We start from the raw sequence: 26,391 nt of genomic DNA on the forward strand, positions 1-26,391 counted from the left end.
GTCATGAGTGTTGACGATGGCTTGGCTCCTAAGCTCGAGAGCGATCTCCTTCGAACTTTCCTGATGGTGGCTCAGGAAGGGAACGTAAGCCGAGCCTCGGGAAGACTGTTTCGAACCCAATCGGCTATCAGCCTTCAAATACAGAAGCTGGAAGACACAGTCGGACACCAGCTCTTCGAGCGGCATGGGCGCGGCGTGTCTTTGACGGCGGCCGGGGAGAAATTGCTCCCCCTGGCAAGGCGGGTGATCGCGACACTGGATCAGGCCGCCATCGAAATGAAGGGCCACCAGCAGGGCGGAGAAATCCGCATCGGCATTCCCGATGAATATGGCGAGACAATTCTGGCAGCCATCCTCGCATCATTTGCGAAAGCAGAGCCGACTGCTCAGGTCGTTGTCAGATGTGGATCCAGTGTAGATTTTCCCGAATTGGTATCACGAGGCCAACTCGACCTCGCGATCCATTCACCAGAAAACACATCGACAGATGACGTCGTGATTTACCGGGAGCCAGCTGTCTGGGCGACGTCAGCGTTTACCGATTTATCGGATCGAACTCCGCTGCCTGTAGCGCTGTTCGACAAGGCTTGCTGGTGGCGGAGTCGCTGTCTCGATTTGTTGGAGAACTCGGGCATCGATTATCGGGTGGTCTGTACCAGCGAAAGCCTGGCGGGCGTCAGGGCGGCGATTGCAGCAGGCATGGCTGTTGGCGTGCTTCCGCAGACCGCTTTGACTGCAGAACTCCGCATCGAAGGCGATAACACCCAATTACCGCCGCTTGGGGATTCTGAACTCGTCCTCTTGAAGTGGACGGATGCGCCCAGCGGGCTTCTCAATTCGATGGAGATGGCGATACGGTCTGCGTTTCAGAAACCGGGTTAGTCCAGGGCGAACCGATTGACTATCACGCCTTGCACTTGAACGTCGACTTCTGCCGACCTTCCCATTTGCGGCTTGAAAGAAGCTCGCTTGAAAGATTCTGAAGACGCATAAATGCCGCAACCGTCCCGACCTCCGAGAACACCACCACCCTTGCAATCCCAAATGGCTATGGCGGCATGCCTGGTCCTGACTTTTGGGATGGGGGCCTTGCACGCGTTCAGTGCCCTGATGGAACCGATCGAACAGGCGACTGGAGCGGGACGCCTGGCGGTCAGTCTTGTGTATTCGGCCGCTTTGTTGAGCCTTACTGCGGCGGTTTTTTTCGGACACAAATTGTATCGACGGTTCAACGCTTCCAGCTTGGTCCTGCTGGCAGCCGCATTGCCGATCTTGGGCATCCCTCTCACGTTGACCGGAACCTGGGCTGGCTGGATCGTGGGCTATGGTTTGCTTTTCGGGTTCGCCAGTGGTGCAGGCTATGGTTTCGCGTTGCACTCAGCCTCATTTGCCGTTCCGGCTCATCGCCGCGGTCTCGCGATAGGAGCTACGACGGCGTTTTATGGACTAGGCGCATTCGGGTTTTCACTTCTGTACCCAGCGCTGCTTGCGGCACTTGGGCTGGCCGCGGGCTACGCCGCCAGCACGATCATTGTCGCTGGCCTTGCCTCAGTCTCAGCCACACTGTTTTTCGCTTCGCGGCTGACGACAAATGTCTCCATCGATGAACCCAATGCTGCTGGCTCCTCCGGCGGACTTCTCCGTCTATGGCTTGGGTATGGGATGGGCGCGTTTGCCGGGCTATTGGTCCTAGGTCATGCTGTCCCAATTATCCTGGCTTCAGGGAATTCAACGTCGGCCGCGATAGCAGGACTTGCGATGGTGTCACTGGGCAACGCCATGGCTGGGCTATGCGCGGGGCTGATTGCTGACCGCTTCGGCAGCAGGAGGCCGCTCGTGGTGGTGGCGACCATATCTGCCATCGCGCTGGCTGGGTTGACCTATACCAGTGATCCCCAGACCACCGTGGCGTTGATTGGGACGGTGGGAGCCACATACGGTGCCTTCATTGCGCTGTATCCGCTGCTGGTGTCGACGTGGTCGGGTGCTGATCGCGCAGCCTGGGCTTATGGCCGAGTCTTTACCGCGTGGGGCCTAGCAGGCGTTGCTGCACAGCCTGTTGCCGGGTGGCTGTATGAAGTCACAGGACAGTATTACGTGGCGCTCACCATTGCCTGCCTGTTTTCACTCGGTGCGGCGGCGATTATTGCCTTCGTCGGGCAGGATCGGAATGAAGCTTTCGAGCGGGTGCTAGGTGAAAGCTGACAGTAATTGGCGGGGCCAGCGCGTAGCGGGGGAATTTCCTCTGCTATCCTGACCTTGCTTGGGAGAGGCAATGGAGATTGTGATATTTGACGCGGATCAAACCGCGCGAAACCTAGGTCGGTTTGCGGAGATTCTTCAGGAAAGCGTGACCCATGGAGCGCTTGTTGGATTCGTTCTACCGTTCGGCAACGATCAGTCAGAGGCGTACTGGCGAGGGGTACTCAGATCCGTTGCTGACGGCGAACGCCTGCTGCTTTGCGCCCTGGTCGAAGGCGAGATAGCAGGCACGGTTCAATTGTATCTGTCGCCTGAACCCAATGCTTCGCACAGAGCCGAAGTCTTCAAGCTGCTAGTACACAGCGATTTTCAACGCCAAGGCATCGGGGCGGCCTTGATGTCCGCCGTCGAAAACGAGGCTAGGGCCCGGGGCCGTTCGCTGCTTATTCTCGATACCGCCCAGGAAAGCGACAGCGAGCGATTGTACCGCCGTATGGGGTGGCAGGAGATTGGGGTTGTGCCTCATCACTTTGTTGATCCGTTTGGGGTGCCCAAGAGTTCCGTCTATCTCATGAAATTCCTCGCCTGAAGTCCCTCGACTGGTCCGATAACGCCTCCGTCGCCATCTATGTCACGTTGAGCTAGGATCACGCTCTGTCAGAACCTTCCTGAAGGGAGGCGGCGTTGGGAGCGACTGGTAATTTGGGCAGACGTGAGTTCGTGGCCGCTGCCTTGGCGGGCGCGGCTACCTTTGCGTTGCGGGATGCAGCCCATGCAGAAGATCGGACCTTCAAGGTCGGATTGACCCCCGTTTTCTTGTCGAATGACCTCGAACTTCTGGGACATCTGAAAGGCTATCTCTCCTCGAAACTTGGGGGTGCCGTCGAACTTGTCTCCCGCAGGACCTATCAGGAGATCACGGCACTTGTGGTCTCGGGGCAAATCCAAGCGGCCTGGATTTGCGGTTACCCCTTCGTTCAATTCAAAGCTGATCTTGATCTGGTTGCGACACCGTCATGGCACGGCAGGCCTCTATATCAATCTTACCTCATCGCAGCTGAAGGCCGCGACGTGACAGACTGGACTGGTCTTCGCGGCGACATCCATGCGTTCTCCGATCCGGATTCGAACTCGGGTTTCCTGGTCACACGGGCATTGCTCGCCGAAAATCGACTGCTTCCCACTCAGTTCTTCTCGCGCACCTTCTTCACGTATGGCCATCGCAATGTCATTCGCGCGATCGCGTCGGGGTTGGCGCAATCGGGAAGCGTCGACGGGTATGTTTGGGAGGTGATGAAGGACCTCGAACCAGACCTCGTCAACCGCACGAAGATCGTCAGGAAATCCGAATGGCTAGGCTTTCCTCCCTTCGCTTCAGCAAAGTCGTTGGCATCCGACCCTAGGATCGCAACGTTGCGCGAGGCCCTGGTCTCAATGGCCAATGACCCGGAAGGACGCAAGGTCCTTGAAATGCTCCGACTTGACGGGTTCGTTGTTGCGTCACCTGAGCTGTACGACACGATCGCAGCCAAGGTCGATGTGGTGAGGCAGTTCGGATGACACCGTTCCGACGCTGGCAGTCGATCCCTGTCTCGTTTCGGGTTCCTGCAATCGTCGCTTTGCTGATGATTGTCATCACTGCCGCCATTTCAGAGCGGGTTCTGGATCGACTGAGCCGCACGCAGCAAAGCTACCTCGACGGTTTGGCATCGACCTATTTGGACGGTCTGTCATCCTCGATCGTGCCTGCCGTATTGCGCGGCGACGTTTGGGAAGTCTTTGATGCGCTTGATCGGTCATCCTCAGGCTACGAGGCGCTCGCTCCTGTAGAAACTGTAGTGACCGGGTCTGATGGGCGCGTCCTGGCTGCCAGCGACCCGAACAAGATCCAAGCCTATTCAGTACTCCCGCCGGAATACGCATCAAGGTACGGGGCGGAACCCGTTACGATCGATGAGAACCGCAAAACTGGCTTCGCCCATCGAGAGCTTGTGTATCAAGGACAATCTATCGGCGCCATTCACGCGACATTCGATGTCTCGCACCTGTTCGCCGAACGGCGCGAGGTGTTGGTCACGCTGCTTGTGACGAACGGGATCGTGGCTGTGCTGTTCGCGTTCGGCGGCTTCTTGTTGGTCCGGCGGATGGTAGGGCCGATCCGGGTCCTGGAGAACCATATGCGGTCTGCAGCGCATGGCGCCGCCGAACCTATTGCCGACAACGAAATTCCAATTGGCGAAGGAGAGGTTGCGAACCTCTTCCATGGGTACAACGCGCTCGTCCGTGCCGAGCGAGAGCGCGCAAACCTGGCGATGCAACTGGCAGAAGAAGAGAAGCTGGCGAGCCTCGGCCGCTTGGCCTCGGGTATGGCGCACGAGATCAACAATCCTCTCGGCGGGCTGTTCAATGCCATCGATACGTTGAAGCAGCACGGAGACACGCCTGGGGTCAGGGATACCTCAATCAGGCTCGTGGAACGTGGTCTGGCAGGCATCCGGGACGTGGTCGAAGCAGCACTGGCGACCTACAGACCGGAACGCTCCCAGCGTCCGTTGACGGCTGATGATCTTGAGGACGTGGGCCTCCTTATCAAGCCTGAGCTGCGTCGAAAGCGCCAGCGGCTTGAATGGGACGTGGTTTGGCGAGCAACCAGCGAACTTCCAGTAAGTGGAGGATTGGTGCGTCAGGCTATGCTCAACCTTCTATTGAACGCCAGTGCGGCCACGCCCGAGGGCGGTCAGGTCAGCTTTGCTGCGACTAGCACAGAACGGTTGTTGACCATCGTCATCGGCGACGAGGGGCCAGGTTTGCCGTCAGACATTGCCGGAGTTCTTATCGACCGGGATCCAGGGCCAGCTGTTCGTGCTGGCCGAGGACTTGGCCTATGGATGGTTCGGCGCGTGATTGACGATCTCGGAGGAACGATAAAGATTGGCGAGAAATCTTCGGGAGGAACGGCAATCACCCTTTTGTTGCCCGTGGAGTGGGAGGATCAGAAATCCAATGCAGCCTGAGCGGGCGCGAATTGGCGTTGTAGAGGACGATCCGGTGATGGGTGGCTCCATCGTTCAGCGTCTTGAACTCGAGGGATGGCGACCGACCTGGTGGCATTCTGGACAAGAAGCCCTTGAGCAGATCGCGGAACTGTCGGACACGCTGGAACTGGTCATCTGCGATATCCGGCTTCCCGACATGAGCGGGGAAGATGTGTTCAACGAACTTGCGAAGCTTCCGAATGTCCCGCCTTTCATGTTCGTCACCGGATTCGGCGAGATAGACCAGGCGGTTCGCCTCATGAGGTCTGGCGCGGTCGACTTCATGACCAAACCATTTTCGATGGAAGAATTCCTTCGCCGAATAGAATTGGGGCGCCGTCCTGTCGACACTGCTTCGCATGGCTACGTCCTGGGCGTGTCTGACTCGATGCACACAGTTGAAGACACGTTGCGGCGCTACGCGCCACACAACCTTCCGGTGTTGATCACGGGAGAGACCGGGTCCGGAAAAGAAGTCGCCGCCCGATACCTCCATCAGGTATCGACGCGTTCGGCTGAACCCTTCGTCGCTGTCAACTGTGCTGCTATCCCGGCCGACCTCCTCGAGAGCGAATTGTTTGGCCATGAAAAGGGATCTTTCACGAGCGCCAGTCAGCGGCATCTCGGGTATGCTGAGCGCGCTGCAGGTGGAACGCTGTTTCTCGACGAGATTGGGGACATGCCTCCTGCTTTGCAGGCGAAACTTCTTCGTTTGATTGAGGACGGCAGCTTCCTCCGAGTGGGCGGAGAAGTCCCAGTGCCGTTCAAAGCACGTGTCATTTCTGCGACGCATCAAAATCTGGTTGGAACTTCCGGGAGGTTCCGTGAAGACCTCTATTTCCGGTTGGCTGTGCTTCCGGTCGAGGTTCCCCCCTTGAGATCCAGGCCTGATGACATTGCCTGGCTCATGGACCGTTTCCTCGCAGATGCGATTGGTCGAACCGAAAACCGCGTCAGGGGTTACAGTGCCTTGGCAGAGGAGGCGGCTCTCTCCCACAATTGGAAAGGCAACATTCGAGAATTGCGCAATCGTGTGGAGCGCGCGGCAGCGGTTACCACCGGAGAGTGGATCATGCCAGGCGACCTGTTTCCGGAGCAGGCGGACAGGCAAAAGGCAGATAGGTTCGTTCCGCTCTCCGACGTGCGCGACGCAGCTGAACGCCGCCAGATCGAGCGCGCTTTGCTGGAAACGGGAGGCCATATTGCGAAAGCCGCAGGCCTGCTTGGCATCTCTCGGACGACGTTGTGGGAAAAGATGAGTAGGTTCGGCCTTGCTGATCGGGAACGCTCGGAGTCCTGAATATTGCGTCGTCGATGCTGGTCTTACGGCGGTGTCAGGCAAGCCTCTAGCTCGTACACCCTGATAATTCGCTCGCAGCGTTGGGCGAGTCCCCACCATCGAGTCGCATAAGCGCGCGTACGCTGTCCTAGATGAATTCGGTTAGTTTCTGGGCTTCCAGATTGGTTGTCAGCCGTCTGTGCCCTCATACGTCGAGTTTCGAGTTATCGTCCATCACGTTCGGAATTCTGAACCTTCGGCGCCGCAACATGTTCAGAGTTCCGAACGAGCCGCCGCCGCGTTTCGGTTGGTTTTGAAAATAATCAAGCAATATCAAAGCTGAGCAATGTGGCACAGACGTTGCTTTCCTTCCAGGTGACTAGCCAGCCACCGGGAGGGAAGCCATGCAACGTTGCGACAAACTCGTCGATTTTGGTCGTCGTCAATTTCTCAGAGGTAGCGTCCTTGCTGCGACAGGAGCAGCAGCGGCCGTTTCGCTTGCTCCGACCCAAGCCAAAGCTGCACCCAGCCTTGCGCTGGTTGAGTATCCGTCGAACAGGCTGGCCAACGTCACGGACCTGAAACCGAACGAGCCACTTGATGTCGGCTACCCAGATGAGAACGCCCCTGGCGTATTGCTCAAGCTCGGCACCCGCGTCGAAGGCGGTGCCGGACCTGACGGCGACATTGTCGGGTTTTCGACCATCTGCCCGCATAAGGGGTTTCCGCTCAACTACAACGCGGACGATCATACCTTCAATTGTCCCGGCCACTACTCCCGTTTCGACGCGGACGCAGGAGGCCAACAGATCTGGGGCCAGTCGACTGAGAACCTTCCTCAGTACGCACTCCGCATCGATGACAAGGGCGACATCTATGCCGAGGGAGTCGATGAACTCCTTTACGGCCGCCTAAGCAACGTTCTCTAGGGAGGTTCGGATCATGGCATACAAGCGACACATCGACCGCCTGCCGATCATCCCGGCCGACGCCAAGAAGCACAATGTCACCTGCCACTACTGCATCGTCGGATGCGGCTACCACGCCTACACGTGGCCGACCAACAAGCAGGGTGGGACGGAAGCATCCACAAACGCGTTCGGGGTCAATCTCGCCGAACAGCAACCAGCAGAGACGGACGCCTGGTACGCACCGTCGATGTACAACATCGTCAAGCAGGACGGCCAGGACGTTCACATCGTCATCAAGCCCGATCACGAGTGCGAGGTGAATTCTGGCCTCGGCTCGGTTCGCGGTGCGCGCATGGGCGAGCTTCGATATTCGACCGCGCGCAATTCGCAGCTTCAGCGCCTGACCGACCCCATGGTCTGGCGCTATGGCCAGATGCAGCCGACTTCATGGGACGACGCTTTGGACCTGGTTGCCCGCGTTACCGCGGCCGTCATCAAGGATCAGGGCGAAGACGGCCTGTTTGTTTCGGTATTCGACCACGGCGGCTCCGCTGGTGGCTACGAGAATACCTGGGGGACCGGGAAGCTCTATTTCGGGTCCATGAAGGTCAAGAACATCCGCATCCACAATCGACCCGCCTACAATTCCGAGGTCCATGCCACCCGTGACATGGGCGTGGGCGAACTGAACAACTGCTACGAAGATGCGGAACTTGCTGACACGCTTGTCTCTGTCGGGAACAATCCTCTCGAGACCCAGACGAACTATTTCCTGAACCACTGGGTCCCGAACCTCCGCGGCGCATCGCTGGAAAAGAAGAAGCAGCAGCTTCCCGATGAGCCCCATGGAAATGCCCGCATCATCTTCGTCGACCCCCGGCGGACGGTTTCGGTGAACGCGGCCGAAGCTGAGGCTGGCAAGGACAACGTGATGCACCTGGCCATCAATTCTGGCACGGACATGGTGCTCTTCAATGCATGGCTCACGGAGATTGCCGACAAGGGATGGGTCGACAAGGAATTCATCGAAGCCTCGACCAAGGACTTTGACAAGGCGCTTACCGCCAACAAGACCACGGTCGAGCAGGCGGCAGAAATCACTGGTCTGACCGTAGATCAGATCCGTCAGTCCGCAGCATGGATCGCAGAGCCTAAGGAGGGGAAACGCCGGCGGACGATGTTCGCCTATGAGAAGGGCCTTATCTGGGGCAATGACAACTATCGTACGAACGCGGCGCTCGTAAACGTCGCTCTGGCAACGGGCAATGTAGGCCGAGAAGGCGGTGGTTGCGTGCGCATGGGCGGCCACCAGGAAGGCTATGTCCGACCGTCCGATGCCCATGTCGGTCGTCCGGCCGCCTATGTCGACAAATTGCTCATTGAGGGCAAGGGTGGGGTCCATCACATCTGGGCCTGCGACCACTACAAGACCACTCTGAACGCCCATCAGTTCAACATGGTCTACAAAAAGCGCACCGACTTGGTGAAGGATGCCATGAACGCCGTGCCTTACGGTGATCGCGAAGCGCTGGTGAAGGCCATCACCGATGCCATCAAAGCTGGTGGTCTGTTTTCGGTGGATGTCGACATAATCCCGTCGAAGATCGGTGCCGCCAGCCATGTCTGGCTTCCCGCCGCCGAGTCTGGCGAAATGAACCTCACTTCCATGAACGGCGAACGCCGGATGCGACTCGTCGAGCGTTACATGGACCCGCCCGGCAACGCGAAGCCAGACTGCATGATTGCGGCTGGCTTGGCCCAGCACATGGAGAAGATCCTGCGCGAGATGGGCGACACTACCTATGCGGACCAGTTCAAGGGTTACGACTGGAAGACCGAAGAAGACGCCTTCATGGATGGCTACAATAAGAACGCAGGTGGTGGTGAGTTTGTTACCTACGAGCGCCTGCGCGCCATGGGCAACAACGGCTTCCAGGAGCCTGCCACCGGGTTCGAGAACGGCAAGATCGTCGGGACCAAACGTCTCTACACCGACGGCAAGTTCGGGACCAAAGACGGCAAAGCGACCTTCCTGGAAGCCCAATGGCGCGGGCTTCAGGCTCCAGGCAAGGAGGAGCAGAAGAAAAACAACAAGTACCTCATCAATAACGGCCGAGCGAACCAAGTCTGGCAGAACGCATTCCTTGATCAGGATAGCGAGTTTGTCATGGATCGCTGGCCATATCCGTTCATCGAGATCAACCCCGAGGATATGGCGGAACTGAGCGTCAAGGACGGCGATCTAGTCGAGGTCTATAACGAGAGCGGTTCGACCCAGGCCATGGTCTATCCGACCCCCACAGCCCGGAAAGGAGAGACATTCATGCTCTTCGGCTTTCCGACGGGCGTGCAGGGGAATGTCATCAACGCGGGCACGAACGAGCTGATCCTGCCAAACTACAAGCAAACTTGGGCCAACATCCGGAAGATCTCGTGTCCCCCGTCAGCGGCTATGGCACAGATTTGAGGTTGTGATTTAAGGAGGATTTGGGCTTCGTCGTAGTGACGAAGGAACGAAGATGAAGCCCAAATCCTCCAATTCAAAATCACCGACCAAGCCCCCTGCAGAGCGGGTGGTCAAGGACATCCGGCGTCAGACCCGCCGCCACTTCTCGGCCGAAGACAAGATCCGCATCGTGCTTGAAGGTCTTCGCGGTGACGACAGTATCGCCGAGTTGTGCCGCAAAGAGGGCATCGCGCAGAGTCTGTACTACAGCTGGTCCAAGGAGTTCATGGAAGCCGGCAAACGCCGCCTGGCCGGGGACACCGCCCGTGCGGCGACCTCCGGTGACGTGCAGGACTTGCGCCGCGAAGCCCGTGCGCTGAAGGAGTGCGTGGCGGACCTGACGCTGGAAAACCGCTTGCTTAAAAAAAGCATGATCGCGGATGGGGGCGACGACGAATGAGGTATCCCGCATCCGAGAAGCTGGAGATCATCCGTATCGTCGAGCAGTCGCACCTGCCGGCCAGGCGGACGCTGGACCAGCTCGGCATTGCCCGCCGGACCTTCTACCGCTGGTATGACCGCTACCGGGAAGGTGGGCCGGAAGCGCTGGAGGATCGCCCTTCGGCGCCGAACCGGGTGTGGAACCGCATTGGCGAGGACATCCAGGACCAGATCGTCGAGATGGCGTTGGAGGCGACCGACCTCAGCCCACGCGAACTGGCCGTGCGCTTCACCGACGAGAAACACTACTTCGTGTCGGAAGCCACGGTCTACCGGTTGCTCAAGGCCCATGACCTGATCACCAGCCCAGCCTATACGGTAATCAAGGCGGCCGATCAGTTCCACACCAAGACCACGCGGCCGAACGAGATGTGGCAGACCGACTTCACCTACTTCAAGATCATCGGGTGGGGCTGGATGTACCTCTCGACGGTGCTTGACGACTTCTCGCGCTACATCATCGCCTGGAAGCTATGCACCAACATGCGGGCCGAGGACGTGACCGACACACTGGACCTCGCGCTCGCCGCCTCGGGCTGCGACAGCGCCACCGTTCTACACAAACCCAGGCTGCTATCGGACAATGGCCCCAGCTACATCGCGGGCGAGCTGGCCGAATACATCGAGGCCAACAAGATGAGCCATGTGCGCGGCGCGCCGTGCCACCCGCAGACCCAAGGCAAGATCGAGCGCTGGCACCAGACCCTGAAGAACCGCATCCTGTTGGAGAACTACTTCCTGCCCGGCGACCTCGAAGCCCAGATCGAGGCCTTCGTCGAGCACTACAACAACCAGCGTTACCACGAGAGCCTGGCCAACGTGACGCCTGCCGATGTCTACTTCGGCAGGGCACAGGCCATCATCAAACAGCGCGAAAGGATCAAACGAAAAACCATCGAATATCGGCGCTTGCAGCACCGCAAGCTCGCAGCCTAACATCAAATCCCAGACGAGGCCCGCTCTCCGCTAGTCTACGCCCCAATCTGCGCCAAATGTTCTGACGACGGACAGATCTCGGATGCTCCTGAAGGCGTGAAGCACCTGTCGTTCAAGTCCCAGGAATATCAGGCGAGCTGACGCTCCGATTGCACGGCCCGCCGCGGGATATCTCGCGGCGGGCTGCCTTTGTGTACACAAATAGAGAGAGGTCGCGTGAAGCACATTGCATTTTTGGCACTGACAGCGAGCGTCGTTTTCAGCGCGCTCGAGGCCAAGGCCCAAGACGTCGATGCAGGAATGGCCGTGTTCAAGAAGTGTTCGGCTTGCCACGCAGCCGACAGCACAACCAACAAGGTGGGTCCGCATCTGGGCGGATTGCTGGGACGGACTGCGGGAACCGTCGAAGGTTTCAACTATTCGAAAGCCATGATCGAGGCCGGGAAGTCGGGCCTGGTGTGGGACGAGACCGCGCTGGCCGAGTATCTGGCGGCACCCAAGGCCAGGGTTCCTGGCACGAAAATGGCTTTCGCAGGGTTGAAGAAGCCGGACGAAGTGGCCAACGTTGTCGCCTATTTGAAAAGCGTCTCCGAGTAGGACCTCATGAAAGCAGCGGCCGTCGAAAAAGGCGAGTTCTGCCAAGCTGGCACTTCGACCGGAGCGGTTATTCCTGTCGACATCGCTGCCGCCAAGGCCGTGGCCATCGCAAGGCCAATCGCTGACGTGCAGCGCCTGCCGTTGATGCAATCGGCAGGACGCATTCTTGCTCACGATCTTGTGGCTCGCATGCATCTTCCTCCGTTCGACAACTCAGCCATGGACGGTTACGCCCTCAAGATCACCGAAATGAAAGGCGATGGGCCTTGGGAATTCGATGTGGCGGGGCGTGTGGCAGCCGGCCAAGTGTACGAGTCGCCAACGAGGGAATTCACCGCCTTGCGAGTGTTTACTGGCGCATTTGTCCCGCCAGTTTTCGGCGCGGTCGTGATGCAGGAACGATGCGAGCGAATTGGGGATCGCATTGTCGTTCGAAATCGCCCTCGACCTGACGAAAACATCCGACGGGCAGGGGAGGATGTTCGAGCTGGGGATCCTATGCTCGCTGCGGGCGACTGCCTGACACCGCAGCGGCTTGCGCTCATCTCGGGGCAAGGCTTGGCTGAGGTGGACGTGCTACGCAAAGTGCGGATTGGCCTCATGTCCACCGGGTCCGAACTCCAGAGCCCTGGTGAAACCCTACTCCCGGGCCACATCTACAATTCCAACCGTGTCATGATCCATTCCATGTTGCTGGCATGTCCATGGGCAGAGGTCATTGATTTCGGAATCGTGCCTGACAGCCGCGTCACGCTGGCTAGGGCCTTCGGCGACGCTGTTCGGACATGCGATGTCCTGGTTACCACTGGCGGGGTGTCTGCTGGCGAAGAGGATCACGTCGTGTCAGCTCTTGGTGATCATGGTGGGACGCTCGAGGTGCTCAAGGTCGCGATGAGACCCGGAAAACCTGTCAAAGTTGGCCTGATCGGCAAGATGTTGTTTGTAGGGCTACCAGGCAATCCTAATGCCGCCTTCGTGACATTCCGCCAAATCGCGCTTCCCGCAATCAGGGCGATTGCGGGTATGAGGAACGTGGCATTGGATTGGCAGCCTGCCGTTGCCGGGTTCTGTTATCGCAAGGTCTTGGGACGTACTGAGTTCATCCCAGTACGTAGAATAGGCCGGGACGAACGCGGCCTCCCTGTAATTGAAATGCTCGAGCGGGGGTCATCGGCAAGCCTATCGGCCATGGCTTTAGCCGACGGCATCGCCATGCTGCCGCCAGAAACCACCCTCATTGAAGCGGGTGCGCCCATCACCTTTGAAGCTATTGGATTCGGTTGAGATTGCGACCTCGTTGGTTTTTCAGGTCGGGGACCATTAGCACGCCAGCAGACGCCCGACGCAGGTGATCCTGCAGGGCGGCATCGGCATGCCGCCCGTTTGAGGGCGCCGCGCTCCTAAATTCCCAAGAAGTATGCCGAGATGCCGCAATATCGCGGACTTTGAGCCGTTGTCTTGAAACTGTTACGAAGGACAGGGCATTGATGCTCACGATTCTGGATTTGTGGATATCATGAATAAAAAAGCAGCTCTCTTGGCACTCGCCGCCCTTGGCCAAGAAACCCGACTCGAAGTCTTTCGACTCCTCGTTCGCTCTTCACCGGAAGGGATAGCAGCCGGAGAGCTCGCGACCCGTCTTGGTACCATCCAGAACACGATGTCAGCGCACCTTAAGTCACTGAACCAGGCCTCACTGGTGAGAACTGAACGCGACGGTCGCTCCGTTCTCTATTTCGCCGACATGACCGGGTTTCGTGACTTGCTCGCATTCTTGATGGAAGACTGTTGCCAAGGCTCCCCCGAGCTTTGCCAGCCTGTCATTGAAGCCATCACCTGCAATTGTTGATAGACGCACACGCCTTCGCACGTTGTTGCAACCAGAGCAGGGCAGGCCCTTTCGGGCTTCAAAGCCATGCTTTTTATATCGATAAATCCCGATATCTAGATTGCTAGAAATCTGTCATCTAAGTGTTACATTTGTCCGCTAAGCCGGCTCCTGTCGCCTCAAGGCGTCGAGATCGAATTCCTCACAGGGAGCAGGGCAATGAACAAATTTCTCTTGGCGGCATCGGCGGCATCTATCGCCATTGTCGCGTCAGTCGGCGCAGCCTCGGCGCGCGATCAGATCAAGGTGACCGGATCGTCCACCGTGTTCCCTTACAGCCAAGCGGCGGCTGAAGAATACGCCAACAAGAGCGGCAAGCCTGCTCCGGTCGTGGAGTCGGTCGGCACGGGTGGCGGTTTCAAAGCTTTCTGCGGTGGCGTCGGCCCTGATTTCGCCGACGTGACGGGCGCTTCCCGCGCCATCAAGGAATCCGAAGTAAAGCTTTGCGCCGACAAGGGCGTTGTCGACATCACGGAAGCGTTGATCGGCTACGACGGCTTGTCGATTGCGGTTTCGCGAGCCAACACGACCGATTGGAATCTTACCGAAGAGCAGATCTTCAAGGCGCTGGCCGCTGAGCTTCCGGACGGCAAGGGTGGGTTCGTCGCCAACCCGAACAAGAAATGGTCTGACATCGACGCTTCGCTGCCGGCCACGGACATTGTTGCGTTCGGCCCTCCGCCCACCTCGGGCACGCGTGATGCATTCGTCGAACTGACCATGCATGACGGCTGCAAGGGCCTGGCCGGCATGGCAGACCTCAAGAAGGCAGATGAGAAGAAGTGGACCGAGGTCTGCTCGCGCATGCGTCAGGACGGCCCGTTCGTCGAGGCGGGTGAGAACGACAACCTCATCGTGCAGCGCCTGGAGTCGGATCCGAACTCGATTGGCATCTTCGGCTATTCGTTCCTGTACGAAAACAGTGACAAGCTGAAGGACGTCAAGATCAATGGTGTTCCAGCGAACTTCGACACCATCGCCGACGGCTCCTACCCGATCGCCCGTCCGCTCTACTTCTACGTCAAGAACGCCCATCGCGACGTCATTCCCGGCCTGAAGGAATTCCTCGCGGAATACGTCTCGGACGAAGCTTTGGGACCCGACGGATACCTTGCTGAACGTGGCTTGACCCCGCTCTCCGACGACAAGCGCGCAGCGGTCCAGTCTGCCGTTCTCGAAGGGAAGAAGTTCGGCATGTAGCCGACGAGGAAGCCGATCGCGCTTGCGTGGTCGGCTTCCTGCATCTGATGGGGGAGAAACATGACCGCCTACCTGTTCGCATTCATTGTGGTAGCTGCGATCTTCGCGGCGGTAGTTGGCGTGCAGCGCGCACGTTCAAAAGCCGCAGCAACAAAAGAAAAGCTGCATTCCCGTCCGATCTATCACGGGCTCAATGCGGCGATCTGGACGGGCGTTCCCGCATTCGTGTTTCTGATCCTTTGGCTTCTGGGTCGACGCGGGGTCGTGGATAGCCTTGTGATCGCGAGCTATCCTGGAGCCGACCTCCTCGATGCCTCGCAAAGAGCGGTGTTGACGAGCCAGATTCGGCAGCTGGCCAATGGGAACGCGTTCAGCGAACCCACCGCGAACATGCTTGCCGCCGTAGAACATCTTCGTTCTCTCGAAGCGCTAGCAGGCTGGGCAGTCCTGGCCGTAGTTGCCGCATTGGCCGTGATCGGTGCGTTCTTTGGGTTTCGGGTCATCGAGAAGAGGTTTCGTGCGCGCCATAGCGTAGAACGCGCCGCGACGGCCTTCATGATGTTTTCGTCCCTGGTCGCCATCCTGACGACCCTCGGGATTGTCGCCTCACTGATCTTCGAAGCCGCCCAGTTCTTTTCAATGGTTCGGGTCACGGAATTCCTGTTCGGGCTTCGCTGGGAACCGCAGATTGCGATCCGAGCCGATCAGGTTGCCGGGCAGGGCGCCTTCGGCGTTATTCCGGTCATTTTTGGAACGATCGTCATCTCGATCTTGGCGATGCTAGTCGCTGTGCCTACAGGCATCCTCTCGGCGATCTACCTTACGGAGTACGCCGGAAGGAGATTTCGGGCGGTGGTGAAGCCCCTCCTTGAAATCCTCGCGGGCATTCCAACCGTGGTCTACGGCTTCTTCGCAGTCCTCACCGTTGCTCCTGCCATCCGCAACCTTGGACTAAGCCTCGGCCTCAACGCAGCGCCCAACAGCGCGCTGGCCGCCGGCGCCGTCATGGGCGTGATGATCATCCCATTCGTATCGTCGCTGTCCGACGACGCTATTGCAGCCGTACCCAGGGCGATGCGTGATGGCTCTTATGCCTTGGGCGCTACCAAGGGCGAAACGATCACACGCGTTCTGCTTCCTGCCGCACTGCCTGGCATCGTCGGCGGCATCCTGCTGGCTCTCAGCCGCGCCATCGGCGAGACGATGATCGTTGTGATGGCCGCAGGTCTCATCGCCAACATGACGCTGAATCCATTTGAAGCCGTTACCACCGTCACGGTGCAGATCGTAACGCTGCTGATCGGCGACGCCGAGTTCGACAACCCCAAGACCCTCGCTGCCTTCGCGCTGGGCCTGTTGCTGTTCCTCATCACACTGGGTCTCAACCTGATTGCGCTTCGCACCGTGCGCAAGTACCGGGAAAAATACTGATGACGACCGATATTGCGGCAGCCGACATCACGCCGTCGGCCAGAAACAATTGGCAGTCAGACAGCATGAAAGCCACGCGCAAGCGTCGTTATGCTGCCGATCGGCGCCTCCAGATTTACGGGATGGTTGCGATCGGTTTCGCACTCGGATTCCTCGGAATCCTGATCGCAACGCTGACCTTCACAGGTTATCGGGCTTTCACCCAGTCGATGGTGACCGTCGAAATCGACCTCACCAAGGCAGAAGTGGATCCCGCCAATCCCATGGAAGCTGATTGGCGTGGCATCGTAAGGGGCGCGCTCCGGACCGAGGTGCCCGATTTGCCCCGGAGCGCCGAACGCGACTACTTCAATATCTTTACGTCGTCGGCTCCATTCCTGGTGCGCGATATTGTCATTGCCGACCCAAGTCGCTTGGGGAAGGTGTCCAGTTTCACCATTCCGTTGTCTGACCCTCTTGACCAACTCGCCAAAGGCCAGGTCGTGCGTGGCTCACCGGAAGACCAGCGTCGCGTGAACGACCGTCAGATTGCCCTCTACGACCAGTTGGTCGCGAAAGGCATGATCTCCCAGCCATTCAACTGGGCCCTGCTGTTCAACTCGGACAGCCGCTTCCCCGAGCTTGCGGGCCTCGCGGGGGCGATTTCCGGAACGTTCTGGGCACTGCTCGTGTCGTTCACGATCAGCTTTCCGATCGGCATTGCGGCAGCGATCTATCTTGAAGAGTTCGCCCCAAGGAACCGATTCACAGACTTCATCGAGATCAACATCAACAACCTCGCTGCAGTCCCCTCTGTGGTGTTTGGCTTGCTTGGCTTGGCCGTATTCCTGGGGTGGTTCGGCCTACCCCGGTCGGCACCCTTGGTTGGCGGCTTGGTGCTGGCGCTGATGACGCTGCCGACGCTGATCATCGTCACTCGCGCGGCACTGCAATCGGTTCCGTCGGGCATACGCGAAGCTGCCCTTGGCATAGGTGCGTCTAAACACGAGATGATCTTCCATCATGTCCTGCCATTGGCGATGCCCAGCATCATGACGGGGACTATCCTTGGCATGGCGCACGCGCTCGGAGAGACAGCGCCGCTGCTGCTGATCGGCATGAACGCGTTCATCACCAGCATTCCGTCGTCGGCACTCGAAGCGTCGACAGCTCTCCCGACCCAAATCTACATTTGGGCAGATAGTCCCGAACGGGGGTTCGTGTCGCGCACATCCGCCGCCATCCTGGTGTTGCTCGCGTTTCTTTTCCTGATGAACGCCGTGGCCATTTTCCTTCGCCAGCGATTTGAGCGGCGTTGGTAGGAGGAGAAGATGAACATGTTTACTGACGAGATCCTCGAGCAGCACGTCGCAGCTGCTGTACCTCACGAATCCAAGATAAGGGGCGAAAAGGTCTCGGTCTTTTATGGCGAGAAACAGGCGCTCTATGACGTCAATCTCGACGTTCCGAAAAACCAGGTTACAGCCCTGATCGGCCCGTCCGGGTGCGGAAAGTCTACCTTCCTCCGGTGCCTGAACCGGATGAACGACACCATCGAGTCCGCGAGTGTCACGGGTAGGATTACCTTGGATGGGGGTGACATCTACGATCCCTCAATCGATGTCGTGGAGCTTCGCGCCCGGGTTGGCATGGTGTTCCAGAAGCCGAACCCATTTCCCAAGTCAATCTACGAGAACATTGCCTACGGCACGCGGATACACGGACTTGCCAGTTCGAGGGCGGACATCGACCAAATCGTAGAAGCCAGCTTGCGAAAGGCCGCGCTGTGGACCGAGGTGAAGGACAGGCTCCTCGAACCCGGTACAGGGTTGTCGGGCGGGCAGCAGCAACGTCTTTGCATCGCACGCGCAATCGCCGTCTCTCCCGAAGTGATCCTGATGGACGAGCCGTGTTCGGCGCTTGATCCCATCGCTACTGCCAAAGTCGAGGAACTCATCGACGAACTACGTACCCACTACACGATCGTCATTGTGACCCATTCGATGCAGCAGGCTGCTCGTGTGTCACAGCGGACTGCGATGTTCCACCTTGGCAATCTGGTTGAGGAGGGGCCGACGGACAAGATGTTCACTAGCCCGGACGACGAGCGAACGCAGGCTTACATAACTGGGCGATATGGCTGAGCGAGCTGGGCAAATGGTGGGCGAGCATACAGTAGCATCGTTCGATCAAGAGCTTGCTCTGATCGACCGATTGGTTCGTGAAATGGGTGACCTCGCTGCAGAGATGATTGAGGCAGCTATCGCGGCACTTTTGAAACACGACAACGGGTTGGCGCAGCGCGTTATTTCAGACGATGTGGTCATGGACGTAAAGCAACGCGACCTGGATCATCGGGCGATTACCATTATCGCCATCCGCCAGCCCATGGCTCAAGATTTGCGAGAGGTTGTTGGTGCACTCCGGATGGCATCCGATCTGGAGCGGATTGGCGATCTTGCAAAGAACATCGCAAAACGCGTCAGTGTCGTGGGGGCCAACCAGATTCCTCAAAATCTGGCGCATGGAATTCACTCAATGTCCCAGCTTGCGTTGGTTCAGGTTCGGCGTGTCGTCGAGAAATACATCGCCCGCGACGCATCTGAACTGCAGGCTCTGAGAGCCGACGATAAAGAGATCGACATCAAATACACGGCCGTCTTCCGAGAGCTTTTGACCTACATGATGGAAGACCCGCGCAACATCAGTGCGTGCACGCACCTGTTGTTCTGCGCCAAGAACCTTGAGCGTATTGGCGACCATGTAACCAATATCGCTGAGAACGCCCATTACATCATCACGGGGAAACAACTGTCACCGGATCGGCCCAAAGCCGACCAGACGGTACTGGCTACCAAGGCCGAGTAATTGACAGTCGGAACCGCATCAATGATCGCTCCCAAAGTCATGGTTGTCGAAGACGAAGAAGCGCTGGGTGTGCTGCTTCGTTACAATCTAGAATCCGAAGGGTATGACGTCGAAGTCGTGCAGCGGGGCGATGAAGCCGAGCTGAGGTTGCAGGAAACCGTTCCCGATCTGCTGGTCCTTGATTGGATGGTCCCAGTGATATCGGGGATTGAGCTTTGTCGCCGACTGCGTGCTAGAGAGGCAACCGAGCGTCTTCCCATCATCATGTTGACCGCAAGAGGGGAAGAGACTGATCGGGTGCGAGGGTTAAAGACTGGCGCTGACGACTATCTCGTAAAGCCATTCTCAACACCCGAGTTTGTAGCCAGGGTTCGTGCCCTGTTGCGACGGGCACGACCTGAGGTGCTGTCTGACGTCCTTTCGGTCAAGGACTTGCTGCTCGACCGACAGCAGCACAGGGTTCTTCGCAATGGTCGGGCTCTGCATGTCGGTCCCACCGAATACAAGCTGCTTGAATTCCTGATGATGTCGCCAGGCCGAGTTTTCTCGCGTGGGCAGCTACTCGACAAGGTTTGGGGGAATACGGTCTACATCGATGAGCGGACCATCGACGTTCACATCGGCCGCCTTCGCAAGTCCTTAAGTTCTGTTCGGGGTCCGGATCTGATCAGGACTGTACGTGGAGCTGGGTACTCAATCGGCCCTTGAACAGGGACCTTGAAAACCTGCCTAGTTCCCATTCCCAGCCCAATCGCCATTGTTGACCTTCCATCTGCTGGAACCATTATGGTCTTCTCATGAAGACCCATGAAACCGCACGGTCCGAGATCCTACTCGATAGCCTTCTGCTGGAGGCTTTCAAAGTTGCCGACGGCACGGGACGCCACGACATTGCGGAGCACGTTTTGTGTGCCCTCGAGTGCCTCTGCCAGGATCGGGGCTGCAATGGCGCGCAGGAAGCCTACAGACTCGTTTGCCGTGAGGCGAAAGCAGGCCACCTTGCGCCGAAGCGGTCACGTCTCAGGCACTAGTTCGGGTGACCGCGGCTTCCACCCAATGCTGGCAAACGCGGCAGCGGCTCCAATCCCGAGTACAATGGCCACGGATAGGGCAGACCAAGTTCCCACGTGCGCCATCAGCACCGAAAACACGAACGGAGCCAGCGCTGACACGATCAGTCTGATCGAGGATATCTTACCCAGCATTGCGCCGTAGCCATCTGAGCCAAATAGAGCCAAGGGGAGGGAGCCTTGGACAATGCTGGTCAGCCCCGATCCTAGCCCGAAAAGGACGGCGAAAGCGGCCGCGCCATAAATCCAGGGAGCGGATACCAGCAAGGTCGACAGCCCTGTCACCAAGAGAGCTGCAGAGATTACTGCCAACACCAATTGCGAGAGCCCCCGGCCAGCGAGCATGTTAATAAATCGGCTGAGCACTTGGGAGGGCCCAAACAGGGTTCCTATCAGCACCGCGCTCGCTCCTAGCCCGACCGCTGTCAGAAGCGGGACCATATGGACGAGTAGCGCTGACAGGACGAAGCCTTCGAGTGCAAATCCTAGACCCATCAGCGTGAACGCTCGTCGGCGATCCCAGGAAGCGATGCTTCCTTCAACCGCCGCCACGGTCTTGACCTTGTCCTTATGGTCGCCGTTGCGATCGGCATTCATCGCTCTCGCGATCCAGAAATGGATAGGCAGGCAAACGACCAGATGCAAGACAGCGAAGGCCAGATAGACCTCCCGCCAAGTCAGGTGTTCGTGGAGTTGGGTCGTGATCGGCCAGAACAGGGTCGAGGCAAAACCAGCAATCAGGGTGAGGTGCGTGATGCTCCTCTGAGCTGTTTGGGGTGCTATCTGCACCAAGGCGGCAAATGCCGCGTTGTAGAGGACAAAGGCCGAGGCGATCTCCATGACGATCATGCCGGCCACGAACGGAATGCGGCCGGGCGCGAGTGCACACAGGGCCAAGGCGCAAGCTGCGATTACGGAGCCAAGGGCCATCATCGAACCCGCACCATGACGATCGATGCGGCGGCCGATGGACGGGGCAGCGAACCCGCCTACCAGCAAGGCAGCTGAAAAGACACCGAACACCCATTCCTGCGTCCAGGCGAGGTCCTTGGCCATCTCGGGCGCCAGGATGCTGAAGCTATAGTAAAGTGTGCCGTATCCGATGATCTGGGTCACGCCCAAGCCCCAGATAACTGCGCCCCGGTGATGCTCGATCGAAACAGTCGAAGTCATTTTCCATCTTTCCGGGATAACCGAAATATCAACCAAAAAATTATGCCGCGTCGTCTCTGGCTTGGGAGTTCGCATCCGCGCAGCACTCGTCGGAAAGGAACCCTAGTAGGCCATTCATCGCGGAATAGTTGGCGCGACAAATCAGGGTCGTTGCCTGCCGTTCCTGGCTGACGAGCCCGGTGGCGATCAGGCGATGCAAGTGGTGGGAAAGCGTCGACGCGGCGATACCGATCCTGTCTTGCAGATGCCCAACGGCGAGCCCGTCGACACCCGCACGAACCAGCACTCGGTAGATCCGCAGGCGCGTCGGATTGCCGAGAGCTTCGAGCTGAGTTGCCGCTGTTTCGATCTTCATGGAAGGAACTTAGATCTGCTGTGTTCGAGCCGTCAACTCTAATTTCAATCATTGTCGAAATATGACAAATCGACGACGGGCTTGTTGACGGCAAGGGCGAACAAGTCCCAGGAGTCGGTCCACAGCGACATAGGGATAAGATGGCATGAAGGACGCGGACGCGCCGATGTCACGCTCCAAGGCGGCCGCGTTTGGAGGAGGGGCCGTCATCGGAACCTTGGGTGGTCTCATTGGTCTGGGCGGGGCCGAGTTCCGACTTCCGCTTTTGATCGGCTTGTTCCGATTCAAGCCGTTGGAAGCCATTATTCTGAACAAGGCAATGAGCCTGGTCGTTGTTGCGTCAGCGCTTCCGTTTCGCATGCAGACCGTGCCCGCCTCGGAGATTTTTCAGCACTGGGGAGTAATCGCTAACCTGTTGGCGGGAAGCCTTGTAGGAGCATGGTTCGGAGCCGGATGGGCAACCAAGTTGAGCTCGGAAACGCTGTTTAGGATCATCGCGGTTCTTCTTGTCGCGATCGCTGCCGTGCTTCTTCTGGGACATGGCGAGGGGGGTGGACAGGCTCTCGCAGGCACCTATTTGCTGGTTGCGGGCGTTGCCGCAGGTTTCCTGATTGGCGTCGTCGCCTCGCTCCTTGGAGTGGCTGGCGGCGAACTGTTGATACCGACGCTCATCCTGCTTTTCGGCGCAGACGTAAAACTGGCTGGAAGCCTGTCGTTGGCTGTCAGTCTTCCGACCATGATTGCCGGATTTGCTCGCTACAGCAGAGACCAGAGTTTTTCAGTCCTGAAACGCAATCAGGTGTTTCTCTTGATCATGGCGGCGGGGTCGATTGTCGGCACCTACATTGGCGGCAGACTGCTGGGCATTGTGCCCGACGGTGTGCTGCTGCCGATGCTTTCGCTGATCCTCGTCATCTCCGCCGTGAAGGTTTGGCAGCACCGCTAACCTTCACGGCGAGAGCTTCGAGCCGCTCAAATCGCCTTGAGCTTGACGCGAGCCTCGAGCTTCTCCGCATCCTCTTTCCGCTCGCTGTACCTGTTCGTCAGATAGCCTGAGACATCTCGGGTGAGCAGCGTGAACTTGACCAGTTCTTCCATCACATCGACGACGCGGTCGTAGTAGGACGATGGTTTCATACGGCCTTCCGGATCGAATTCTTGATAGGCTTTGGCGACGGACGACTGGTTGGGAATTGTGATCATACGCATCCAGCGGCCGAGAACGCGCATCTGGTTGACCGCATTGAAGGACTGCGAGCCGCCCGAGACCTGCATGACCGCCAGTGTGCGGCCCTGCGTCGGCCGGATCGAACCGACAGCAAGCGGAATCCAGTCGATCTGAGATTTCATCACGCCACTTATGGCGCCATGGCGTTCGGGACTGCTCCAGACCTGGCCTTCGGACCACAGCGAAAGCTCGCGAAGCTCTTGAACCTTTGGGTGATCGGTGGGCGCATCGTCGGGCAACGGCAGACCCGAAGGATCAAATATTCGGGTTTCCGCGCCGAAATGCTCAAGCAGTCGAGCGGCTTCTTGCGTGAGAAATCGGCTATAGGAACGCTCGCGGAGCGATCCGTACAGCATCAGTATCCGTGGCTTGTGGGTCGAGAAAGGCTTCGACAGCTGGGCCGGATCGGGAAGCTCAAGTGCTTCCTCGACGATGTTTGGCAGATTAAGCAACTCGGTTTCCTTCGGCATCGATCAACGGTTCGCCGTCCTCTTTGTAGAACGGTCCCTTTTGAGGGAGTGGCAGGATCTCCAGCACAACCTCGGATGGGCGGCTCAGGCGCACACCCCACGGCGTGACGACGAACGGTCGATTAATGAGGATTGGATGCTCGATCATGGCATCCAGAAGGTCGTCATCGGTACGCGTCGGATCGTCCAGGCCCAGGTCCGCGTAGGGCGTTCCCTTCTGCCGGATGGCCTCGCGCACGGTCAGGCCTGCCTTGGAAATCAGATCCTGAAGGACCTCTCGTGTGGGCGGCGTTTTCAGGTACTCGATGACGGTGGGCTCGACCCCGGCATTGCGGATGAGCGCAAGCGTGTTGCGGGACGTGCCGCAGTCGGGATTGTGATAGATGGTGATGTCCATCATGCGGTCCTTTCGTTTTGTTTGACGGCGGAGACAGCGGATCCCCGCTCGTACCAGCCCTTGCTGCGGTTCACGATCCAGACGACCGAGAGCATTACGGGAACTTCCACCAGTACGCCGACGACGGTTGCCAGCGCAGCACCCGAGCTGAAGCCGAATAGGCTGATGGCGGCCGCGACAGCCAGTTCGAAGAAATTGGATGCGCCGATCAGCGCCGACGGACCCGCAACACAGTGCTGTTCCCCGGAGATGCGGTTGAGCAGATAGGCCAAGCCGGAGTTCAGATAGACCTGGATCAGGATCGGCACCGCCAGCAGTGCGATGATCATCGGCTGAGCGATGATCTGCTCGCCCTGGAAACCGAACAGCAGGACCAGGGTCGCCAGCAGCGCAACGAGAGAAAGCGGTTGCAGGGTATGGAGCAGGCCGTCGAGCGACTTCTGTCCGCCCGAGGAAAGGAGCCTACGTCTCATGACCTGCGCAATGATGACCGGGATAACGATGTAAAGGACCACCGACAGGACGAGCGTGCCCCACGGAACGGTAATCGCGGACAGGCCGAGGAGCAGGCCTACAATCGGCGCAAAGGCGACAACCATAATGGCATCGTTGAGCGCCACCTGGGAAAGCGTGAAATGAGGTTCGCCCTTGGTCAGGTTCGACCACACGAACACCATCGCCGTGCAAGGAGCCGCTGCGAGGATGATAAGGCCAGCGATGTAGGAGTCGATCTGATCGGCGGGCAGATAGGGGCGGAACAGCCAGCCGATGAAAAGCCAGCCGAGCAGCGCCATCGAGAACGGTTTTACCGCCCAGTTGATGAAGAGCGTGACCCCGATGCCGCGCCAATGCCTGCCGACCTCACCCATGGCGGCGAAGTCGATCTTTAGCAGCATCGGGATGATCATCAGCCAGATCAGGACGGCGACCGGGATATTCACCTTGGCGATCTCGGCGCCGCCGATTGCGTGGAAGACACCTGGCATCAGATGGCCCAGGGCGATGCCCACAACGATGCAGAGGGCGACCCACAGGGTCAGATAGCGTTCAAATGTCGACATGATTTTAGGCTGCGTCCGTGTTCTTTGAAGTGGAGCCTTCCATGCGGCCAATCACCTGGAGGTGGTGATCGACGGCCATGCGGTCGATGGAGGCGAGCGGAAGGCTGAGGAACGCCATGATCCGGTTCTTCATGAACCGTGCAGCCGTACTGAACGCGCGTTCCTTCTCGATGTCGGTTCCTTCGACGTTCGAAGGGTCTTCGATCCCCCAGTGCGCGGTCATTGGCTGGCCGATCCAGACGGGGCAGGCCTCGCCGGCCGCGTCGTCACAAACGGTGAAGACGAAATCCATTTGCGGCGCGCCGGGAACCGAGAACTCTTCCCAGGACTTCGAACGAAAGTCTTCAGCGGGGTACTCGAGCGCTTCTAGAACTTTCAAGGCGATCGGGTTGACCGCGCCTTTGGGCTGGCTCCCCGCCGAGTAGGCATTAAAGCGCCCAGCGCCTTCTTTGCGCAGAATACTCTCTGCGAGGATCGAGCGGGCGGAATTGCCTGTGCAGAGGAACAGGACATTGTAGACGCGGTCAGTCATCAACTGTCTCCGTGGAGATGGTACTCGGTTGGCTTGTGGATGGAGATAGGCGGCAAAACAGCAGGGCCGCACTGGAGGGACAAAGCGATGACGCTTGCCGGGTGGCTAGAATCTGTTGCGGAGCTGCCTCGCGCGCAATGCGTTCAAATCCGGCGGCCTCGAAGAAATCCGCGGCCGAGGTGGTCAGCAAATAGACTTCGGCAATTCCCAGACCCTCGGCTTTCTGTAGCAACTGCTCGGTGATGCGCTTCCCCGAGCCTTGGCCACGCGACGGTGGCGGAACGACGATGGAGCGCAGCAGAGCGTAGTCTCCGACCAATTCCATGCCGCCGAAGCCGATAAGCGCTTTGTCCTTCTCGAACCGGAAGAAGAGCCTGCCGTCTTCCGTGAGGTCGTCGACGGGCAACTCCTCCGCAGCAAGCGCTGCCACGAATTCTGGATCGTGTGGGGCGATCTGCTGGACTTGAAGGCTCATTGGACTGTGTCCGATGGCTCGCAGCAGGATGGGGCAAGGGCCGGCTGGCAGATGGCCGGGTTGCCGGCACAGCAGTCTTCCATGAGAAAGCGGATCAACCCGCTCAAAGCCTGGAACTCCGCTGAATAGACGATAGAGCGCGCGTCCCTGCGGGCGGCGACCAATCCGCCGCGCTCGAGTTCCTTGAGATGGAACGAGACGTTCGACGCTGAGACCCCTGCGGCTTCCGCTATGGAGCCTGCGGCCATACCTTCCGGTCCAGCTTTTACCAGCAGCCGAACGATTTTCAGCCGCGTCTCTTGGGACATTGCCCCGAATGCGATCAGTGCTTGACGTTCATCCATATTTCAACAATCC

Annotated in this window: 27 protein-coding genes; 19 read left to right on the forward strand and 8 right to left on the reverse strand. The window is 58.5% G+C overall.

Going from position 1 to position 26,391, the window contains the following annotated elements:
- Window positions 1-3: 3 nt before the first annotated feature.
- From CO731_RS15695 to phoB, 18 genes are all read left to right on the forward strand, one after another.
- Window positions 4-882 carry a LysR substrate-binding domain-containing protein gene (locus tag CO731_RS15695; protein ID WP_055977593.1) on the forward strand — a complete coding sequence of 293 codons (879 nt, stop codon included), beginning with the start codon at window positions 4-6 and terminating at the stop codon, window positions 880-882.
- A gap of 228 nt (window positions 883-1,110) precedes the next feature.
- On the forward strand, window positions 1,111-2,205 hold the full coding sequence (locus tag CO731_RS15700) for an MFS transporter (RefSeq protein WP_159091647.1): 1,095 nt from the start codon (window positions 1,111-1,113) through the stop codon (window positions 2,203-2,205).
- A 70-nt stretch (window positions 2,206-2,275) separates the two neighbouring features.
- Complete coding sequence (locus tag CO731_RS15705; RefSeq protein WP_055977587.1) at window positions 2,276-2,791, forward strand: GNAT family N-acetyltransferase; 516 nt, start codon at window positions 2,276-2,278, stop codon at window positions 2,789-2,791.
- A 131-nt stretch (window positions 2,792-2,922) separates the two neighbouring features.
- Complete coding sequence (locus CO731_RS15710) at window positions 2,923-3,762, forward strand: PhnD/SsuA/transferrin family substrate-binding protein (protein WP_245439368.1); 840 nt, start codon at window positions 2,923-2,925, stop codon at window positions 3,760-3,762.
- A complete protein-coding gene (locus tag CO731_RS15715) occupies window positions 3,759-5,216 on the forward strand; it encodes a HAMP domain-containing sensor histidine kinase (protein WP_055977581.1) in 1,458 nt (485 codons plus the stop codon). The genes CO731_RS15710 and CO731_RS15715 overlap by 4 nt, the downstream gene beginning before the upstream one ends.
- Window positions 5,206-6,537 carry a sigma-54 dependent transcriptional regulator gene (locus CO731_RS15720; protein WP_055977578.1) on the forward strand — a complete coding sequence of 444 codons (1,332 nt, stop codon included), beginning with the start codon at window positions 5,206-5,208 and terminating at the stop codon, window positions 6,535-6,537. Before CO731_RS15715 ends, CO731_RS15720 begins: the two co-directional genes overlap by 11 nt.
- 383 nt (window positions 6,538-6,920) lie before the next feature.
- The gene (locus tag CO731_RS15725) at window positions 6,921-7,445 is read left to right on the forward strand and encodes an arsenate reductase (azurin) small subunit (protein WP_055977576.1); all 525 of its coding nucleotides are present in this window, start codon (window positions 6,921-6,923) and stop codon (window positions 7,443-7,445) included.
- Window positions 7,446-7,458: 13 nt separating this feature from the next.
- Window positions 7,459-9,894: an arsenate reductase (azurin) large subunit gene (locus tag CO731_RS15730; protein ID WP_108607884.1), complete on the forward strand. Its 2,436-nt coding sequence runs from the start codon at window positions 7,459-7,461 to the stop codon at window positions 9,892-9,894.
- 52 nt (window positions 9,895-9,946) lie between these two features.
- Window positions 9,947-11,310 (forward strand): IS3 family transposase gene (locus CO731_RS15740; RefSeq protein WP_108606636.1). Its coding sequence is split into 2 segments (ribosomal slippage): window positions 9,947-10,294 and window positions 10,297-11,310, totalling 1,362 coding nucleotides; the frame shifts between segments, so codons are not numbered across the junction.
- A 300-nt stretch (window positions 11,311-11,610) separates the two neighbouring features.
- Entirely contained in the window at window positions 11,611-11,907 is a 297-nt protein-coding gene (locus tag CO731_RS15745; protein ID WP_082496631.1) for a cytochrome c family protein, read from the forward strand.
- Window positions 11,908-11,913: 6 nt separating this feature from the next.
- Window positions 11,914-13,191, forward strand: coding sequence for a gephyrin-like molybdotransferase Glp (gene glp, locus CO731_RS15750; RefSeq protein WP_055977567.1), 1,278 nt, complete (start codon window positions 11,914-11,916; stop codon window positions 13,189-13,191).
- Between the two features lie 232 nt (window positions 13,192-13,423).
- Window positions 13,424-13,756, forward strand: a complete 333-nt coding sequence (locus tag CO731_RS15755) for a helix-turn-helix transcriptional regulator (protein ID WP_055977564.1) — start codon at window positions 13,424-13,426, stop codon at window positions 13,754-13,756.
- 198 nt (window positions 13,757-13,954) lie between these two features.
- Complete coding sequence (locus CO731_RS15760) at window positions 13,955-14,995, forward strand: substrate-binding domain-containing protein (RefSeq protein ID WP_055977562.1); 1,041 nt, start codon at window positions 13,955-13,957, stop codon at window positions 14,993-14,995.
- 60 nt (window positions 14,996-15,055) lie between these two features.
- Window positions 15,056-16,426, forward strand: coding sequence for a phosphate ABC transporter permease subunit PstC (gene pstC / locus CO731_RS15765; protein ID WP_055977559.1), 1,371 nt, complete (start codon window positions 15,056-15,058; stop codon window positions 16,424-16,426).
- A complete protein-coding gene (gene pstA / locus CO731_RS15770) occupies window positions 16,426-17,727 on the forward strand; it encodes a phosphate ABC transporter permease PstA (RefSeq protein ID WP_055977556.1) in 1,302 nt (433 codons plus the stop codon). The genes pstC and pstA overlap by 1 nt, the downstream gene beginning before the upstream one ends.
- A 9-nt stretch (window positions 17,728-17,736) precedes the next feature.
- Window positions 17,737-18,549: a phosphate ABC transporter ATP-binding protein PstB gene (gene pstB / locus CO731_RS15775; protein WP_055977553.1), complete on the forward strand. Its 813-nt coding sequence runs from the start codon at window positions 17,737-17,739 to the stop codon at window positions 18,547-18,549.
- A 16-nt stretch (window positions 18,550-18,565) separates the two neighbouring features.
- Window positions 18,566-19,273, forward strand: a complete 708-nt coding sequence (gene phoU / locus CO731_RS15780) for a phosphate signaling complex protein PhoU (protein WP_055977760.1) — start codon at window positions 18,566-18,568, stop codon at window positions 19,271-19,273.
- 21 nt (window positions 19,274-19,294) lie between these two features.
- Entirely contained in the window at window positions 19,295-19,981 is a 687-nt protein-coding gene (phoB, locus tag CO731_RS15785; protein ID WP_055977549.1) for a phosphate regulon transcriptional regulator PhoB, read from the forward strand.
- 305 nt (window positions 19,982-20,286) lie between these two features.
- Here the strand turns inward: phoB and arsK are convergent, their stop codons facing one another.
- Both arsK and CO731_RS15795 read right to left on the reverse strand, forming a co-directional pair.
- Window positions 20,287-21,516 (reverse strand): arsenite efflux MFS transporter ArsK, encoded by a 1,230-nt coding sequence (arsK, locus tag CO731_RS15790; protein WP_055977546.1) that lies wholly within the window; start codon window positions 21,514-21,516, stop codon window positions 20,287-20,289.
- A 40-nt stretch (window positions 21,517-21,556) separates the two neighbouring features.
- Entirely contained in the window at window positions 21,557-21,871 is a 315-nt protein-coding gene (locus CO731_RS15795) for a metalloregulator ArsR/SmtB family transcription factor (RefSeq protein WP_055977543.1), read from the reverse strand.
- 145 nt (window positions 21,872-22,016) lie between these two features.
- On the opposite strand from CO731_RS15795, the gene CO731_RS15800 reads away from it, so the two are divergent.
- A complete protein-coding gene (locus CO731_RS15800) occupies window positions 22,017-22,817 on the forward strand; it encodes a sulfite exporter TauE/SafE family protein (protein WP_055977540.1) in 801 nt (266 codons plus the stop codon).
- A 26-nt stretch (window positions 22,818-22,843) separates the two neighbouring features.
- Here CO731_RS15800 and arsH read toward each other — a convergent pair whose 3' ends face one another.
- From arsH to CO731_RS15830, 6 genes are read right to left on the reverse strand one after another with little or no spacing between them, the layout of a single operon-like run.
- Window positions 22,844-23,569, reverse strand: coding sequence for an arsenical resistance protein ArsH (arsH, locus tag CO731_RS15805; RefSeq protein WP_055977537.1), 726 nt, complete (start codon window positions 23,567-23,569; stop codon window positions 22,844-22,846).
- Entirely contained in the window at window positions 23,544-23,966 is a 423-nt protein-coding gene (arsC, locus tag CO731_RS15810) for an arsenate reductase (glutaredoxin) (protein ID WP_055977534.1), read from the reverse strand. Before arsC ends, arsH begins: the two co-directional genes overlap by 26 nt.
- Complete coding sequence (gene arsB, locus CO731_RS15815; protein WP_055977531.1) at window positions 23,966-25,027, reverse strand: ACR3 family arsenite efflux transporter; 1,062 nt, start codon at window positions 25,025-25,027, stop codon at window positions 23,966-23,968. The genes arsC and arsB overlap by 1 nt, the downstream gene beginning before the upstream one ends.
- Window positions 25,028-25,031: 4 nt before the next feature.
- Window positions 25,032-25,562: an arsenate reductase ArsC gene (locus CO731_RS15820; RefSeq protein WP_108607885.1), complete on the reverse strand. Its 531-nt coding sequence runs from the start codon at window positions 25,560-25,562 to the stop codon at window positions 25,032-25,034.
- On the reverse strand, window positions 25,552-26,034 hold the full coding sequence (gene arsN2 / locus CO731_RS15825; RefSeq protein WP_108607886.1) for an arsenic resistance N-acetyltransferase ArsN2: 483 nt from the start codon (window positions 26,032-26,034) through the stop codon (window positions 25,552-25,554). Before arsN2 ends, CO731_RS15820 begins: the two co-directional genes overlap by 11 nt.
- Window positions 26,031-26,378: a metalloregulator ArsR/SmtB family transcription factor gene (locus tag CO731_RS15830; protein WP_055977522.1), complete on the reverse strand. Its 348-nt coding sequence runs from the start codon at window positions 26,376-26,378 to the stop codon at window positions 26,031-26,033. The genes arsN2 and CO731_RS15830 overlap by 4 nt, the downstream gene beginning before the upstream one ends.
- Between the last annotated feature and the right edge of the window lie 13 nt (window positions 26,379-26,391).

The organism is Aminobacter sp. MSH1 (assembly GCF_003071665.1).
GTDB classification, from domain to species: domain Bacteria; phylum Pseudomonadota; class Alphaproteobacteria; order Rhizobiales; family Rhizobiaceae; genus Aminobacter; species Aminobacter niigataensis.

What these genes read in the sequence shown, in the direction of transcription:
- CO731_RS15695 (WP_055977593.1), top strand. Translation starts at nt 4, where the DNA reads ATGAGTGTTGACGATGGCTTGGCTCCTAAGCTCGAGAGCGATCTCCTT.
- CO731_RS15700 (WP_159091647.1), top strand. Translation starts at nt 1,111, where the DNA reads ATGGAACCGATCGAACAGGCGACTGGAGCGGGACGCCTGGCGGTCAGT.
- CO731_RS15705 (WP_055977587.1), top strand. Translation starts at nt 2,276, where the DNA reads ATGGAGATTGTGATATTTGACGCGGATCAAACCGCGCGAAACCTAGGT.
- CO731_RS15715 (WP_055977581.1), top strand. Translation starts at nt 3,759, where the DNA reads ATGACACCGTTCCGACGCTGGCAGTCGATCCCTGTCTCGTTTCGGGTT.
- CO731_RS15720 (WP_055977578.1), top strand. Translation starts at nt 5,206, where the DNA reads ATGCAGCCTGAGCGGGCGCGAATTGGCGTTGTAGAGGACGATCCGGTG.
- CO731_RS15725 (WP_055977576.1), top strand. Translation starts at nt 6,921, where the DNA reads ATGCAACGTTGCGACAAACTCGTCGATTTTGGTCGTCGTCAATTTCTC.
- CO731_RS15730 (WP_108607884.1), top strand. Translation starts at nt 7,459, where the DNA reads ATGGCATACAAGCGACACATCGACCGCCTGCCGATCATCCCGGCCGAC.
- CO731_RS15745 (WP_082496631.1), top strand. Translation starts at nt 11,611, where the DNA reads ATGGCCGTGTTCAAGAAGTGTTCGGCTTGCCACGCAGCCGACAGCACA.
- glp (WP_055977567.1), top strand. Translation starts at nt 11,914, where the DNA reads ATGAAAGCAGCGGCCGTCGAAAAAGGCGAGTTCTGCCAAGCTGGCACT.
- CO731_RS15755 (WP_055977564.1), top strand. Translation starts at nt 13,424, where the DNA reads ATGAATAAAAAAGCAGCTCTCTTGGCACTCGCCGCCCTTGGCCAAGAA.
- CO731_RS15760 (WP_055977562.1), top strand. Translation starts at nt 13,955, where the DNA reads ATGAACAAATTTCTCTTGGCGGCATCGGCGGCATCTATCGCCATTGTC.
- pstC (WP_055977559.1), top strand. Translation starts at nt 15,056, where the DNA reads ATGACCGCCTACCTGTTCGCATTCATTGTGGTAGCTGCGATCTTCGCG.
- pstA (WP_055977556.1), top strand. Translation starts at nt 16,426, where the DNA reads ATGACGACCGATATTGCGGCAGCCGACATCACGCCGTCGGCCAGAAAC.
- pstB (WP_055977553.1), top strand. Translation starts at nt 17,737, where the DNA reads ATGAACATGTTTACTGACGAGATCCTCGAGCAGCACGTCGCAGCTGCT.
- phoB (WP_055977549.1), top strand. Translation starts at nt 19,295, where the DNA reads ATGATCGCTCCCAAAGTCATGGTTGTCGAAGACGAAGAAGCGCTGGGT.
- arsK (WP_055977546.1), bottom strand. Translation starts at nt 21,516, where the DNA reads ATGACTTCGACTGTTTCGATCGAGCATCACCGGGGCGCAGTTATCTGG.
- CO731_RS15795 (WP_055977543.1), bottom strand. Translation starts at nt 21,871, where the DNA reads ATGAAGATCGAAACAGCGGCAACTCAGCTCGAAGCTCTCGGCAATCCG.
- CO731_RS15800 (WP_055977540.1), top strand. Translation starts at nt 22,017, where the DNA reads ATGAAGGACGCGGACGCGCCGATGTCACGCTCCAAGGCGGCCGCGTTT.
- arsH (WP_055977537.1), bottom strand. Translation starts at nt 23,569, where the DNA reads ATGCCGAAGGAAACCGAGTTGCTTAATCTGCCAAACATCGTCGAGGAA.
- arsC (WP_055977534.1), bottom strand. Translation starts at nt 23,966, where the DNA reads ATGGACATCACCATCTATCACAATCCCGACTGCGGCACGTCCCGCAAC.
- arsB (WP_055977531.1), bottom strand. Translation starts at nt 25,027, where the DNA reads ATGTCGACATTTGAACGCTATCTGACCCTGTGGGTCGCCCTCTGCATC.
- arsN2 (WP_108607886.1), bottom strand. Translation starts at nt 26,034, where the DNA reads ATGAGCCTTCAAGTCCAGCAGATCGCCCCACACGATCCAGAATTCGTG.
- CO731_RS15830 (WP_055977522.1), bottom strand. Translation starts at nt 26,378, where the DNA reads ATGGATGAACGTCAAGCACTGATCGCATTCGGGGCAATGTCCCAAGAG.